Below are 13,203 nucleotides of genomic sequence, written 5' to 3'. Positions count from 1 at the left end.
GGCTCGGCGGGGCGGTCCCGGTGCGGTGGGGGCGGGGAACCCGTACCGGTGCCTATGGGGTTGTCAGGAGGCCTCGGAGGTCGGCCAGGCGCTGCTGGAGGACGGCGGCCTGGGACTCGGTCAGGCCGCCCTCGTTGAGGCGTTCGCGGACCTTGCGGGTGAGCTGGTCGACCTGGTCGGTGATGTCGGCTTCGGAGTCCGGGTCGATGAGGCGCAGCAGGTTCATGAAGTCGAGTGCCACGTCGGGGCGGATCTCGCCGCGGTCCTCGCCCCGTTCGACGGCGGCGCGGACCCGGCTGAGGGCCACGTCGACGGTCAGCGTGGCGGTGGGGCTGGGGCGGGTCGTGACCGAGGTCGCCGGCGGCGGCGCGGGGGGCGCGGTGGACTCGGACTCGACCGGCGCCGTGGTGGTGGGCGCGCCGCTGGGTGGCTGGGCGAACTCGGCATCCTGCTGGGAGTCGCCGACCGCGTTGATCACCGCGATGAAGGCGATGGCGGTGACCGCCAGGGCGGCGCCGACGGCGAGCCGGCGTGGCAGCGGCGAGCGCTCCGGGGCGGCGGCCGGGGTGGGCAGCACCCGGGCCAGTCCGGTCGGTGGCCGGCCGGGCAGCGGGATGGTGAGCCGGGCCGGGGCGGCCGGGATCAGCCGGGACAGCACGCGGCGCGCCTGCGCGGCGGTGGGACGGCGCAGCGGATCCTCGTCGAGGCAGCGCAGGATCAGCTCGCGCAGCCGGGCCGGGAGGGCCTCGGGCAGGGGAGTGGGGCCGTTCGCCTGGGCGAGGGCCAGCTCCTCCCAGGTGTTGACGTCGTACGGCGGCTCCCCGGTGACCATCTCGAAGAGGAGCACGCCCAGCCCGTACAGGTCGGTGGCGGGTTCGGCCGGTTTGCCGTCCAGCCGCTCCGGGGCCGCGTAGGCCGGTGTGCCGAAGCTGACGCCGGTCTCGTCGTCGTCGGGTTCGCCGGCGGCGGCGCTGATGCCGAAGTCGAGGAGTTTGACCCCGCCGGGGCACAGCATCACGTTGCCCGGCTTGATGTCGCGGTGCACCACCCCGGCGGCGTGCGCGGCGGCCAGCGCCTCGGCGACCGCGGTGCCGATCGACACGGCCTCGCCCCACGGCATGGGGCCGCCCGCGTCGCACAGCCGGGCCGCCACGGTCTCGCCGTCGAGCAGCTCCATCACCACGAACGGCGCCACCGAGCCGTCCGGCCGGACCGCCTCCCGGTAGTCGTGGACGGCCGCGATCCCCGGGTGCGAGAGCCGGGCCGCGAGCCGCGCCTCCCGCCAGGCCAGGTGTGCGGCGCGGGTGTCGCCGGCCGGCAGTTTGACCGCGACCGGACGGTCCAGCAACTCGTCGGCGGCTCGCCAGACCTGTGCCATGCCACCCGTCTCGAGGAGGGTGACCAGGCGGTACCGCGAGGCCAGGAGAGTGTCGGGGGCCGGCCAAACTTCGTGCATCCCAGGACATTCGCCCAGTGGGTCGGGCATGTCAACCCGTGCCGGTGTGCCGTGGGCCCAACGGATGCAACCGTGCGGCAACCGGTAGACCAACCGACCTGAACCCGGTGCTGCCCACAGTGGTGACTCCCCCGAGCTGAGGAGTTTCATCAGATGCGCATGCGCCGTACTGCCGCCGCCGTCGCCATGGTCGCGGCCGTCACCCTCCCCGCCGCCGGTATCGGTGGGGTCGCGTACGCCCAGGGCTCGTCGGCCACCGCGTCGGCTGCCAAGAAGCCGGCCGCGGTGAAGCCCACGAAGGCCAAGCCCACCAAGGCGCCGAGGAAGGTAGCCTTCCAGGCCTCCGGCACTATCACCGCGGTCGACGCGTCGGCCGGCACGATCACGGTGGCCGCGAGGAGCGGCACCAAGGACGTCCGTCGCAAGACCGTGACGATGACCGTCCCGGCGGGTGCCCGGATCATCCTGAACGGCAAGAAGATCACGGTGGCCGGGCTGGGCGCCGGGCAGAAGGTGTCGGTCACCGGCACCCGGGCCGGCACGGCCTACACGGTCAGCAAGATCCAGGCGACCGGCAAGAAGGCGAAGCCGACCCCGGCCCCGTCGTCGCCGTCGGCCACGCCGACCACGTCCCCGACGGTCGAGCCGACCACGTCGCCGACGGTCGAGCCGACCGAGTCGGCGCCCGAGGAGCCCGAGGCTTCCGAGACCCCCGAGCAGTGAGACCCCGGTGACCGGTACGCCCCACCCGCCATGACAAGCCGGGGCGTACCGGTCACCGGCTTCTGCTAATGCCCGTACCGGGGCGGCCGATGGCAACCGGTACGGACCGGAGCACCGACGGGAGATGGCATTGTTGCGGCGCGACCCCGTGCTGATCGCTCTGACCGTGGGCGGCGTGCTGGTGGTGGGAGGGCTCGCCCTGGGCCCCGGCGAGCCCCGGCCCACGTTGATCGTCGGCTGGCTGATCGCCCTGGTGCTTGACCTGCTGCTGTTCTGGTCGGCCCGCCGGGTGCGCCGCACGCTGGACCTGCCGCCGTACGCGGACCGGTTCTGGCGTGCCTTCTCCGTCGCCGCGCTGATCTTCCTCGCCGGTGACCTGGTGCAGCTCTGGAGCACCGTGTCCGACCCCGGCATCGACCACCTGGTGTTCCACCCGGTGCAGTCGGTGGCGGCCATGGCCGGCGTCGTCGTGGTCTGCGCGGTGGTGCTGCTGTACCGCCGGACCCGTGGGCGTTCGCGCGGCCGGCGGATCCGGATGCTGCTGGACACCGCGATCGTCAACACCGCCTCGGTGTCGGTGGCCTGGTGCCTGATGACGCGTCCGGGCCGGCCCGAGGCCGGGATCGAGGCGTACGTCGTCGCGATCTTCGGCTGTGGGCTGGTGCTCTGCGCGGCCTTCCTCACGGTGCGCTCCGGCCTGACCGGGGAGACGCCGCTGACCGGGTCGGCCGCGGCGCCGATCGTGGCGGCCACCGTGGTGCAGGCGGTGGGCGGCATCCTGGCGCCCAGCGGCAATGCGGGGGACTCCGGCACCCAGATGGCGCTGACCGTCGCGCCGATGCTGATGGTTCTGGCCGGGCCGCGGATCCAGTTGCTGCGCGGCGCCGACGGCCTGGACGGGCGGCGCTGGCTGGACCGGGCCCTGCGCGGCCGGTACAGCGTGCTGCCGTACACCGGGACGGTCCTCTGCGCCGCCGCCCTGGTGATCGTGCTGATCACCGCGGGTCTCGGGCTGAGCGCCTGGGGCGCGCTGGCCGGGTTGCTGGTGAACGTCGCCCTGGTGATCGGCCGGCAGTTTCTCGCGCTGGCCGAGAACAACGCCCTGCTGGTCGGGATCCGTAACCGTGAGGAGCGGCTGAACGCCCTGCTGCTGCACTCCTCCGAGGTCATCTCGATCGCGGCGCCGGACGCCGGCTTCACCTACGTGAGCCCGGCGGTCGAGCGGGTGCTCGGGGTGCCGGCGTCGGTGGCGCTGGGCCGCAACTCGCTGGACATCCTGCATCACGACGACCGTGCGTCCCTGGCCGCCGACCTGACCACGCTGTACTCGACGCCGGGAGCCGAGTTGACCTACCAGGGGCGGTACCGGCACGCCGACGGCTCATGGCGCTGGCTGGAGGTGGTCGCGATGAACCGTACCCTCGAGCCCGGCATCGGGGGCGTGGTGTGCAACGCGCGGGATGTGACCGAGTCCCGGGAGCTGCACGAGCGGCTGCGCTACCAGGCCGGCCACGACGAGCTGACCGGCCTGGCGAACCGGCGCCAGTTCACCGCGGCCGTGACCGGACGGTCCGGCGACGCGGCGGTGCTGCTGATCGACCTGGACGGCTTCAAACAGATCAACGACACGTACGGGCACGCCGCCGGTGACGCGGTGCTGCGGCACGTGGCGGACCGTCTGCGCGAGTGCTCCGGCCCGGACGACGTGCCGGCCCGGCTGGGCGGCGACGAGTTCGCGGTGCTGGCCACCGGGGTGGAGAGCGCCGAGCGGATCGCCGCCGGACTGCGGACGGTGCTGGAGCGGCCGGCCGAGATCGCCGGGCGGCCGCTGCGGGTGGGCGTCAGCATCGGCGTCGCCGTCGGGCCGTCCGCCGACCCGGATCATCTGCTGAACGCCGCGGACCTGCGGATGTACGAGGAGAAGCAGCGCACCCGGACGTACGCGTCATGAGGCGTCACGTGACCGCCGCCGGGCTCACCTGCCTGCTCGGCGTCCTGTGGTATCTGACGTGGGGGATGGCGGGCCGCGGCACCCCCGTGATCGGCTACCTGTTCATGCCGGTGTCGATGGCGTTCGGCGGGCTGTCCGTACGCTCCCTGCTGCGAACCGTGCCGATGGCCCCCGCAGGGCGCCGCTTCTGGCGGCTCCTGGAACTCTGCTGCCACCTCTTCACGGCCGGCTTCATCCTCCAGGCCGTGTACGCCTTCCGGGCCGCCCCGGAACTGCCCGCGATGCCGGTCGCCGGCGCCGTGCTGATCTGCTCCGGCGTCCTGGTGGCGATGTGGGGCGTGGGCCAGGTCCCGGTCGGCGTGACCACCGGCTACCAGCGCGGCAAACAGTGGCTGGACCGGACCGTCGCCCTGCTCGGCTGCGCCACCGTGCTGTGGCACTTCGGGATCGCCCCGATGTACCGGGCGCCCCAGCCGTGGACCCTGTCGGCGCTGGCGGTGCTGGTGACGGCCTGCATGTTCGCGGCCGTGTCGATCACCAAGGTGTCGTACATCGCGGGCGGCCCGGTGGACCGGTCCGCCATGCGCCTGGTCGCCTCGAGCGGGCTGAGCGCGGCCGCCGTGGCGCTGCTCGCGGCGCTCGGCGGCTACCAGGCCATCCTGCCCGCCCATGCGATGGTCATGCCGGTCTGCGGCCTGCTGATCGCCGTCGGCGCCCGCCGCCAGCTGACCGCCGTCGCCGGTCCGGGCCGCCCGGCCAACGTGTGGCTGCCCTACCTGGCGATCGCGGCGGTCGACGTGCCGGTCGCCGATGTGCTGATCCGCCGCTCGCACTGGGCGCCGGGCGTCTGGGAGGGCGCCTTCGTGGTGTCCGCGGCGGCGCTGGTCACCGCCCTGGTCGCGGTCCGCCAGTACGTGACGTTCCGGGAGAACACCCGGCTGCTGGGAGAACGGCAGGAGTCCGAGGCGCGGCTGCGGCACCAGGCGTCCCACGACCCGCTGACCGGGCTGGCGAACCGGGCCCTGTTCCGGCAGCGGCTGGAGGAGACGCTGGCCGCCGGGCCGGCCACCGTGCTCCTCGCCGATCTGGACGAGTTCAACTCGGTCAACGACTCGCTCGGCCAGGACGCCGGCGACGGGCTGCTGGTCGCGTTCGCGGCGGTGCTGAGCGACGCGGCCGGGCCGGGGTCGGTGGTGGCCCGGCTGGCCGGCGACGAGTTCGCGGTGCTGCTGCCGGGTCCGGCCGACGGCGGGGCGGTGGCCGAGCGGGTCGCCGCGGCGACCGCCGTGCCGATCAGCGACCAGCGGCTGCTGGTCCAGTTCAGCGCGGGCCTGGCCACCGGGTCGCGCGGCGCCGCCGCCGGTGGTCTGCTGCGCCAGGCCGACGCCGCCCTGTACGCGGCCAAGCAGCGCGGCCGGGCCAACTGGATCCGGTACGCCGACGGCATGGAACGGCCCGTCCAGGCGCACGCCCAGCTCGCCGGCGACCTGCGCCGGGCCCTGGACGCCGGTGAGTTCCGGCTGCACTACCAGCCGATCGTGAGCCTCGGCGACGGCCGGATCGTCGGGGTGGAGGCGCTGGTCCGGTGGGAGCACCCGGCGCGGGGCGTGGTGTCGCCGGCCGAGTTCATCCCGGCCGCCGAACGTACCGGGCTGATCGTGCCGCTGGGCCGCTGGGTGCTGCGGGAGGCGTGCCGGCAGGGCGCCGCGTGGCTGTCCGAGTTCGGTCCGGGCGCGCTCGACAAGGTGGCGCCCAACGTGTCGGTGCGCCAGCTGCACGACCCCGGCTTCGTCACCGACGTGGCGGCCGCGCTCGCCGACCACGGGCTGCCCGCCGACCGTCTCGTCCTGGAACTGACCGAGTCGGCGGTGCTGCGCGGCCAGCACGTCCTGCGGGTGCTGCACGAGCTGCACGACTCCGGGGTGCGCCTGGCGCTCGACGACTTCGGCACCGGCGAGTCGTCCCTGAGCCTGCTGCGCGCCTTCCCGGCGGCGATCGTCAAGCTGGACAAGTCGTTCGTCGACGGCGTCGAGCTCGACGAGCCCGGCACCCCGGCCGCCGACGCCCGGCAGGCGGTGGCCCGCGCCGTGGCCCAGCTCGCCGGCGCGCTCGGCCTGGACACGGTGGCCGAGGGCATCGAGAACCAGGAGCAGGCCGACCGGCTGCTCCGGCTCGGCTACACCGTCGGCCAGGGCTACCATCTGGGCCGGCCGATGCCGGCCGAGCAGCTCACCGCGCTTCTCGCCGCCCGGCGGGTCAAGATCGCCGCGTAAACCCCCGATATCGTACGGCGTGAGCATTTCTGACGAGGGCACGTCCGACGAGGGCACGTCGACCGCCCGTTCGCTCGCCGGCTGGCTGGAGCGGGTGACCTTCGCCGACCTGCCGGAGGCCGAGGCGACCGCCCGGATCGTGGACGCGGTCGCCGAGTGGGCCGCCGCCCAGGGCTGGCGTGTCTACCGGCGGGCGCCGAGCGTCTTCCCGCTGCCCGCGCCGCTGCGGGGCACCTCGGTGCTGGACGTGGCCTGCGCGCGCCCGGACGGCCCGCCGGTGGCGATCGAGGTGGACCGGCTGGACCGGCAGCGCACCGTCGACAAACTGCTCGCCGAGGCGGCGGCCGGCCGGCTGGCGATCTGGGTGCGCTGGGGCGCCGGCCCGTTCCCGCCACCGCCGCTGCCGGTGCACCTCGTGGTCCGGGAGGCATCCCGTCGATCCGGGCGATGGCATACGGTGGCGGCGCGGCCGGCGCCGCGCCACTCCGGGGCGGTCGGCTCCGGAGACACCGTCCACGCCGAGGAGTTGCCGTGGGAACCGTGACCGAGAGCCCGTACCGACTCGCCTGGCGGGTCACCGAGCCGCTGCATTCGCTGGTCTACTTCGTGCCCGAGACCTTCGAACGGTTCGCGAAGCTGGGCCTCTCCCCGATGGACGGCTACTTCGCCTCCCGCGGGGCCGCGTTCGGGGTGGTGGGCCCGGAGATCGTGGCCGCCACCTTCTACAACTTCAACCCGGCCCGCGTCGCTCGCGCGCTGCCCGCCGCCTGGGCCAAGGCGAGCCCCGAGCAGCTGCTCCAGGCCCGGTTGGAGGCCGCCGACGCCGCCCTGACCCGCGGGCTGGGCGCGGACGTGCTGGCCGGCCCGGAGATGGCCGAGGCGGCCGCGCTGGCCCGTACGGCGGCGGAGGCGGCCACCCGGCTGCCGCACGGCCGCCCGCTGTTCGCCGTCCACGCCGCGCTGCCCTGGCCCGAGGCGCCGCACCTGGTGCTCTTCCACGCCCAGATGCTGCTCCGCGAGTTCCGGGGCGACGGGCACGTGGCGGCGCTGCTGGCCAACGGGGTCAGCGGCCTCGACGCGATCGTGATGCACGCGGCCAGCGGGGAGATCGACGGCCGGTTCCTGCGGGCCACCCGGGGGTGGAGCCGTGAGCAGTGGGCCGAGGCCGAGGACGACCTGCGGCGCAGCGGCCTGTACGGCGACGACGGGCTCACCGGGGCCGGCGTGGCCCTGCGGGCGCACATCGAGGAACGGACCGACGCGGTGGCCGAGGTGGCCTACCGCGCGATCGGCGAGCAGGGGTGCCTGCGGCTCGCGTCGCTGACCCGGCCGCTGAGCCGGACGATCGTGAAAGCGGGGCTGCTGAACCCGGCCGCCCTGGTTGAGCGGAAGGCGCGGTGAAGCTGACCACGCATATCACCTGGTCGAATCCATTGCCGGAGCGTAATCGTTAGGTCACGCTTGGTGCGTGACAGAACCCCAGCAGAGACACCCGGCGTCATGGTGGGAACAGTTCCCAGAGGCCTCCGAGCGGTTCGACGCAGCGCACCTCACCGAGGCTCTGGGCGAGCTGATCAACCCGAATATCGCCTCGCAGCTGCTGCGGCGCGAAGCGGAGATCGCCACCGAGGTCATGGTCCGGTACCTCAACAAGCCGGAGAGCGGAGAGCTGGCCGAGCGCGCCGCCAAGAGCGCCGAGCGGCTGGCCGCCACCCTCGACCGGATCGAGGACAGATCCGGCGATGCGTCGATGGTCGCCGAGGCGCGCGCGACCTGTCATCTGCTGCTGGGCCGTCTCGGGGAGGCGGCGTACGCGGCCGAGGCGTTCGTGCCGACGCAGAAGGTCCTCCGGGCCTTCGTGGGTGCGCTGCGGATGGAACGGTTCGACGTCGACCTCGCGGTCAAGATGCTGGCCGCGGGGTTCGAACCGGCCGCCGCGATCCGTTCCGGCCAGATCGTCGGGAAGTACAGCTGGTGGCCGAGCTGGCTGCTCCAGGTGATCACCGAGCGGGCGATGGACGGCCAACTGGACGACGAGACGGTCGAGGCGCTGGACAAGTGCGCGTACGCCGACCTGGACCCGGTTCAGGTGCGGGTCGCCCGCCGCCTCCTGGCCGGGGAGGACGCCCTGATCGACGCGTCCGCGCAGCGGCTGGAGGCCCTCGGCGAGGCGCACGCGGCCGAGAAGCTCCGCGCGGGCGACCTGGCCACGGTCGCCCTCGCGGCCCGGCTCGTCATGTCGTCCCAGTAGCTCAGGCGCCGCCCTCGGTCAGGGTGACCGTGGCCGGCTGGAAACCGGACCCGTCGACATCGACGCCCGCGGCCTCGGCCTGCCCGATCGCCTGCCTGATGTAGTCGTTCGTGTAGGCCAGGCCCTCCGGCGCCCTGGTCAGCACGGTGTCGCCGGTCTGGTTCCGCGTGGTCTGCGAGATCTCCACGGTCTGCTTCCAGGCCGTCTCGTCGACCGTGCCGATCCCACCCGCGGCGGCCGGCCACACCAGCTTGCTGACCTCGTTCATCTGCCACAGCTGGTGGCTCCTACCGAGCTTGGACCCCTTCGCGACGACCAGGTCACGGCACTTCTCCGGGTTGTCCCGGCAGAACGCCCAGCCCTTGATCGTGGCGGTCAGGAACTTGACGGTCTGCTGCTGGTACGCCGGATCGTTCAGCTTCGCGGTGTTCGCCCACACCGCGTCCTGGAGCATCGAGGAGCCCTCGGTCTTCCAGTCGATGATCGCGAAGTCGTCGGCCGTGTAGAGCTTGCCGGTGGCCGGGTTCTTCGCCTCCAGCAGCTGGGCGTACTCGTTGTAGCTCATCGCCTGGGCGGCGTCGATCTCCTTCTTCAGCAGCGCCTGCATGTCGAACTGCTGCTGCACCAGGGTGACGTCCTTACCGGGGTCGACCCCGGCCTTGGTCATGCCGGCGAACAGCTCGAACTCGTTGCCGAAGCCCCAGTTGCCGACCTTCTTCCCCTTGAGGTCGGCGGCCTTGGTGATGCCGCTGTCCTTCCAGGCCACCTGGTAGGTCCCGGAGCGGGCGAAGATCTGCCCCACGTCGGTGATGCCGGCGCCCTGTTCGCGGGAGGCCAGCGCCTTCGGCACCCACGCGATCGCGTAGTCGGCCTTTCCCTGTGCCAGGACGGTCTGCGGGACGATGTCGACGCCGCCCTCCAGCAGCGTCACGTCCAGGCCCTGCTCCTGGTAGAAGCCCTGGTCCACGGCGGCGATGTAGCCGGCGAACTGGGCCTGGTAGAACCACTGCAGCTGCAGCTTGATCGGGGTCAGGGCGCCGCTCGCGCCCGGAGCCGGAGTGGTGGCGGTGTCGGCGGTGCCGCAGGCGGTCAGCGCGAGAACCGATGCGAGGACTATCCGGGAGAGCTTCAACGCGTACCCCTAACTTGTGAAACGTCGTTTCCAGGGCATGGCCAGGCGCTCCAGCAGGAGCGTGGCCAGGTAGAAGGTGAGTCCGAGGAGGCAGGCGCCGGCCACGAAGGCCCAGGCACGGGGGTAGGCGGTGAACGCGGCGGCGGAGGTGATCCGCGCCCCGAGCCCGTCCTGCAGCCCGCCGAAGTACTCGGCGACGACCGCGGCGATCACGGCCAGCGACGACGCCTGCCGCAGGCCGGTGAAGAGGTGGGGGAGCGCGCCGGGCAGCCGGACCTTGCGGGCGAAGGTCCAGCCGGACGCCGCGTACGTGCGCATCAGCTCCTGGTGGACCGGATCCACCTCGCGCAGCCCGCGCAGCAGGTTCAGGAAGACCGGGAAGAACACCACGATGCCGGTGACCAGGCGGCGCGGGACGCTGCTGGTCGACTCGAACATGTTGTTGAGGATCGGGGCGAGGGCGATGATCGGCAGCGCGTTGAGGACCGCGGCGAACGGGATCGACACCTCGCCGAGGACCAGGAACCGGCTGGCGGCGAGCGCGGCCAGCACCGCGACCAGGGTGCCGCCGATCAGGCCGACCAGCGCGTTCGCGCCACTGGCCAGGGCCGCCTCCACGATGTTGCGCCGCTGCTCGACGATCTGCGCCCCGATCGCCGACGGCGCGGGCAGGATGAACGGCGCGACCCGGCCCAGCGTCACGAACAGCTCCCAGAGGAGCAGGGCCAGGACACCGACGACCACCGGCGGCAGAATCCGTCTCATGAGCGCAGCGCCTGCCGTACCTCGGTGATCTTCTCGAAGTAGGCCGGGGCCTGCCGTCCGGCCTCGTCCCGCGACGGCAGCTCCACCTCGATCGACGCGGTGATCCGTCCCGGCCGGGCGGACATGACGACCACCCGTCCGGAGAGGAACACCGCCTCGGAGATCGAATGGGTGACGAAGACCGTGCTGGTCCCGGTCTTGGCGCAGATGCCGAGCAGCTCCGACTGCAACCGTTCCCGGGTCATCTCGTCGAGCGCGCCGAACGGCTCGTCCATCAGCAGCAGCGGCGGCTGGACCGCGAGGGCGCGGGCGATCGCCACCCGCTGCTGCATGCCGCCGGAGAGCTGACCGGGATAGTGCCCGGCGAAGTCGGCCAGGCCGACCAGCTCCAGCATCTCCTCGGCCCTGGCCCGGCGTTCGGCCTTGGACACCCCGCGCAGCTCCAGCGGCAGTTCGACATTGCGGCGGACGGTTCGCCACTCGAAGAGGCCGGCCTGCTGGAAGGCGATGCCGTACTCCTGGTCGCGGCGGGCCTGACCGGCCGGGCGCCCGGCGACGGTGACCGTGCCGGTGGTCGGCTCGATCAGGTCGGCGATCAGCCGCAGCAGGGTGCTCTTGCCGCAGCCGGACGGCCCGATCAGCGACACGAACTCGCCGCCGCCCACGGTCAGGCTCACGCCGGAAAGGGCCAGGACCTCGTCGGAGCGGCCCTGGTTGAAGACCTTCGTGACGTCGTCGACGATCACCGAGGCCGCGCGCTCGGGCGCCGGCACGATGTCCGGGGCCGGGCTCGCCAGCTCGCTCACAGTGTCACCACCTCCACGTGGCGCCGGTGCCGCATCAGCGGCAGTTCCAGGAGGCTCACGGCGCCCGCGACGAGCAGGCCCAGCAGGGCCGCGCCGAGCATGGCCGTGTAGACCTTGGCGGGATCCGAGGTGGCCTCCCGCGAGTACTCGATGATCAGGCGGCCGATGCCGCCCCGGGTGCCGGTGGAGATCTCACCGACCACCGCGCCGACCACCGCGGCCGCGCCGGCCAGCCGCAACGCCGGGAAGAGGTAGGGCAGCGCCGCCGGGAAGCGCAACTTCACCAGCGTGCGCCACCATCCCGCGGCGTAACTGCGCATCAGCTCCACCCCGCCGGCCGACGGCGACTGGAGCCCGCGCAGCATGCCCACCGCGACCGGGAAGAACGCCAGGTAGGCGGCGATCACCGAGACGGTCGCCCAGGACGGCATGAGGGTGCCGCCCCAGCCGGCGATCAGCGGCGCGAGCGCCACGAGCGGCACGGTCTGGGAGAGGACGACGTACGGCAGCAGCCCCCGCTCCACGATCCGGAACCGTTGCATGGCCGCCGCCAGGACCAGCCCGATCACCGTGCCGGCGGCGAAACCGGCCGCGGTGATGCCGAGCGTGAACAGGCAGGCCTGCAGCACCACGAGCCACACCGGCCGGCCGCCGGTCATCTCCGGATCGGCCAGCCGCTGCCCGATGGTCCACAGATGCGGCATCGAGAGGTCGTCGGCGCGGGGCAGGACCCGTACGCCGAACAGCACCGTCCCCTCGGGATCACCGGCCGCCTTGTAGCCCTCCCAGAGCAGCGCGGCCACGGCCAGCCCGGCGATCACCGAGAGGACCCGCCTCACGAGAACGCCGGGATGACGTGCTCGCCGTACGCCGCAAGGGTTTGATCTTTGGCGTCGTGCTGGAGATAGACGGCGAACTGGTCGACGCCCAGCTGTTTGAGCTCCTGCAACCGCTTCACGTGGTTCTCCACCGGCCCGAGGACGCAGAACCGGTCCACGATCTCGTCCGGCACGAACGTGGTGTGGGTGTTGCCGGCCCGCCCGTGCTCGGCGTAGTCGTAGTCCTGCCGGGCCGCGATGTAGTCGGTCAGCGCCTGCGGCACCGCCCGGCCGTCGCCGCCGTAGCGGCCCACGATGTCGGCGATGTGGTTGCCCACCATCCCGCCGAACCAGCGGGTCTGCTCGCGCTGATGCGCCAGGTCGTCGCCGACGTAGGCGGGCGCCGCCACACAGAACCTGATGGCGTCCGGGTCCCGTTTGTGGAGAACCGCGGCCTTCCGCACCGCCGTGATCATCCACTCGGCGATGTCCGGGTCGGCGAGCTGGAGGATGTAGCCGTCGCCCACCTCCCCGGCGAGGGCGAGGGCCTTCGGGCCGTAGGCCGCCACCCAGACCTCGAGGCGGCTGTCCGCGGCCCAGGCCAGCTGGAGCTCCTGACCGCGGACCGTGACCTTCTCCCCGTTGGCCAGGCCCTTGATCGCCAGCACGCTCTCGCGCAGCTGACCCAGGGTCTGCGGGGCGAAGCCGAGCACCCGCAGGGCGGAGTCGCCCCGGCCGATGCCGCAGATCGTGCGGTTGCCGTACATCTCGTTGAGGGTCGCGAAGGTCGAGGCGGTCACCGTCCAGTCCCGGGTGCCCGGGTTGGTGACCATCGGCCCGACCACGATCCGCTCGGTGGCGCCGAGGATGGCCGCGTAGACCACGTTCGGCTCCTGCCAGAGCACGTGCGAGTCGAAGGTCCAGAAGTGACTGAAGCCGGCCGCCTCCGCCCTCTTCGCCCACTCGACGACCTCCAGCGCGGGTGGGTCGTTCTGTAGGACGACACCGATGTCCATGCCCGCCCCCTT

12 protein-coding genes are annotated in these 13,203 nt (G+C 72.9%); 6 read left to right on the top strand and 6 right to left on the bottom strand.

Annotation, left to right across the window (positions count from 1 at the left end; translation table 11 throughout):
• Positions 1-52 precede the first annotated feature (52 nt).
• Positions 53-1,456 carry a serine/threonine-protein kinase gene (locus tag IEZ13_RS36230; protein ID WP_183225610.1) on the bottom strand — a complete coding sequence of 468 codons (1,404 nt, stop codon included), beginning with the start codon at positions 1,454-1,456 and terminating at the stop codon, positions 53-55.
• Positions 1,457-1,609: 153 nt separating this feature from the next.
• Between IEZ13_RS36230 and IEZ13_RS36225 the strand changes: the two genes are divergently transcribed.
• The 6 genes from IEZ13_RS36225 to IEZ13_RS36200 all read left to right on the top strand — a co-directional run bounded on the left by IEZ13_RS36225 (position 1,610) and on the right by IEZ13_RS36200 (position 8,654).
• Complete coding sequence (locus IEZ13_RS36225; RefSeq protein WP_183225611.1) at positions 1,610-2,179, top strand: hypothetical protein; 570 nt, start codon at positions 1,610-1,612, stop codon at positions 2,177-2,179.
• A gap of 124 nt (positions 2,180-2,303) precedes the next feature.
• On the top strand, positions 2,304-4,130 hold the full coding sequence (locus IEZ13_RS36220) for a diguanylate cyclase domain-containing protein (RefSeq protein ID WP_183225612.1): 1,827 nt from the start codon (positions 2,304-2,306) through the stop codon (positions 4,128-4,130).
• Positions 4,127-6,403: a putative bifunctional diguanylate cyclase/phosphodiesterase gene (locus IEZ13_RS36215; RefSeq protein WP_183225613.1), complete on the top strand. Its 2,277-nt coding sequence runs from the start codon at positions 4,127-4,129 to the stop codon at positions 6,401-6,403. The genes IEZ13_RS36220 and IEZ13_RS36215 overlap by 4 nt, the downstream gene beginning before the upstream one ends.
• 25 nt (positions 6,404-6,428) lie before the next feature.
• Entirely contained in the window at positions 6,429-6,947 is a 519-nt protein-coding gene (locus tag IEZ13_RS36210) for a hypothetical protein (protein WP_183225682.1), read from the top strand.
• Positions 6,935-7,804, top strand: a complete 870-nt coding sequence (locus tag IEZ13_RS36205) for an SCO6745 family protein (RefSeq protein ID WP_229795480.1) — start codon at positions 6,935-6,937, stop codon at positions 7,802-7,804. Before IEZ13_RS36210 ends, IEZ13_RS36205 begins: the two co-directional genes overlap by 13 nt.
• A gap of 67 nt (positions 7,805-7,871) precedes the next feature.
• The gene (locus IEZ13_RS36200; RefSeq protein WP_183225614.1) at positions 7,872-8,654 is read left to right on the top strand and encodes a hypothetical protein; all 783 of its coding nucleotides are present in this window, start codon (positions 7,872-7,874) and stop codon (positions 8,652-8,654) included.
• Position 8,655: 1 nt separating this feature from the next.
• On the opposite strand, the gene IEZ13_RS36195 is transcribed toward IEZ13_RS36200, so the two are convergent.
• From IEZ13_RS36195 to IEZ13_RS36175, 5 genes are read right to left on the bottom strand one after another with little or no spacing between them, the layout of a single operon-like run.
• Positions 8,656-9,786, bottom strand: a complete 1,131-nt coding sequence (locus IEZ13_RS36195; protein WP_183225615.1) for an ABC transporter substrate-binding protein — start codon at positions 9,784-9,786, stop codon at positions 8,656-8,658.
• Positions 9,787-9,795: 9 nt separating this feature from the next.
• On the bottom strand, positions 9,796-10,551 hold the full coding sequence (locus IEZ13_RS36190) for an ABC transporter permease (RefSeq protein WP_183225616.1): 756 nt from the start codon (positions 10,549-10,551) through the stop codon (positions 9,796-9,798).
• Positions 10,548-11,357, bottom strand: coding sequence for an ABC transporter ATP-binding protein (locus tag IEZ13_RS36185; RefSeq protein ID WP_229795478.1), 810 nt, complete (start codon positions 11,355-11,357; stop codon positions 10,548-10,550). Before IEZ13_RS36185 ends, IEZ13_RS36190 begins: the two co-directional genes overlap by 4 nt.
• The gene (locus tag IEZ13_RS36180; RefSeq protein WP_183225617.1) at positions 11,354-12,196 is read right to left on the bottom strand and encodes an ABC transporter permease; all 843 of its coding nucleotides are present in this window, start codon (positions 12,194-12,196) and stop codon (positions 11,354-11,356) included. Before IEZ13_RS36180 ends, IEZ13_RS36185 begins: the two co-directional genes overlap by 4 nt.
• A complete protein-coding gene (locus IEZ13_RS36175) occupies positions 12,193-13,191 on the bottom strand; it encodes a TIGR03842 family LLM class F420-dependent oxidoreductase (RefSeq protein ID WP_183225618.1) in 999 nt (332 codons plus the stop codon). Before IEZ13_RS36175 ends, IEZ13_RS36180 begins: the two co-directional genes overlap by 4 nt.
• Between the last annotated feature and the right edge of the window lie 12 nt (positions 13,192-13,203).

Origin of the sequence: Actinoplanes campanulatus, from assembly GCF_014647795.1 — a bacterium.
Taxonomy (GTDB): Bacteria; Actinomycetota; Actinomycetes; order Mycobacteriales; family Micromonosporaceae; genus Actinoplanes; species Actinoplanes campanulatus.
Note: the sequence above shows the minus strand (reverse complement) of the source record. Positions and strands in the feature narration are given on the sequence as shown.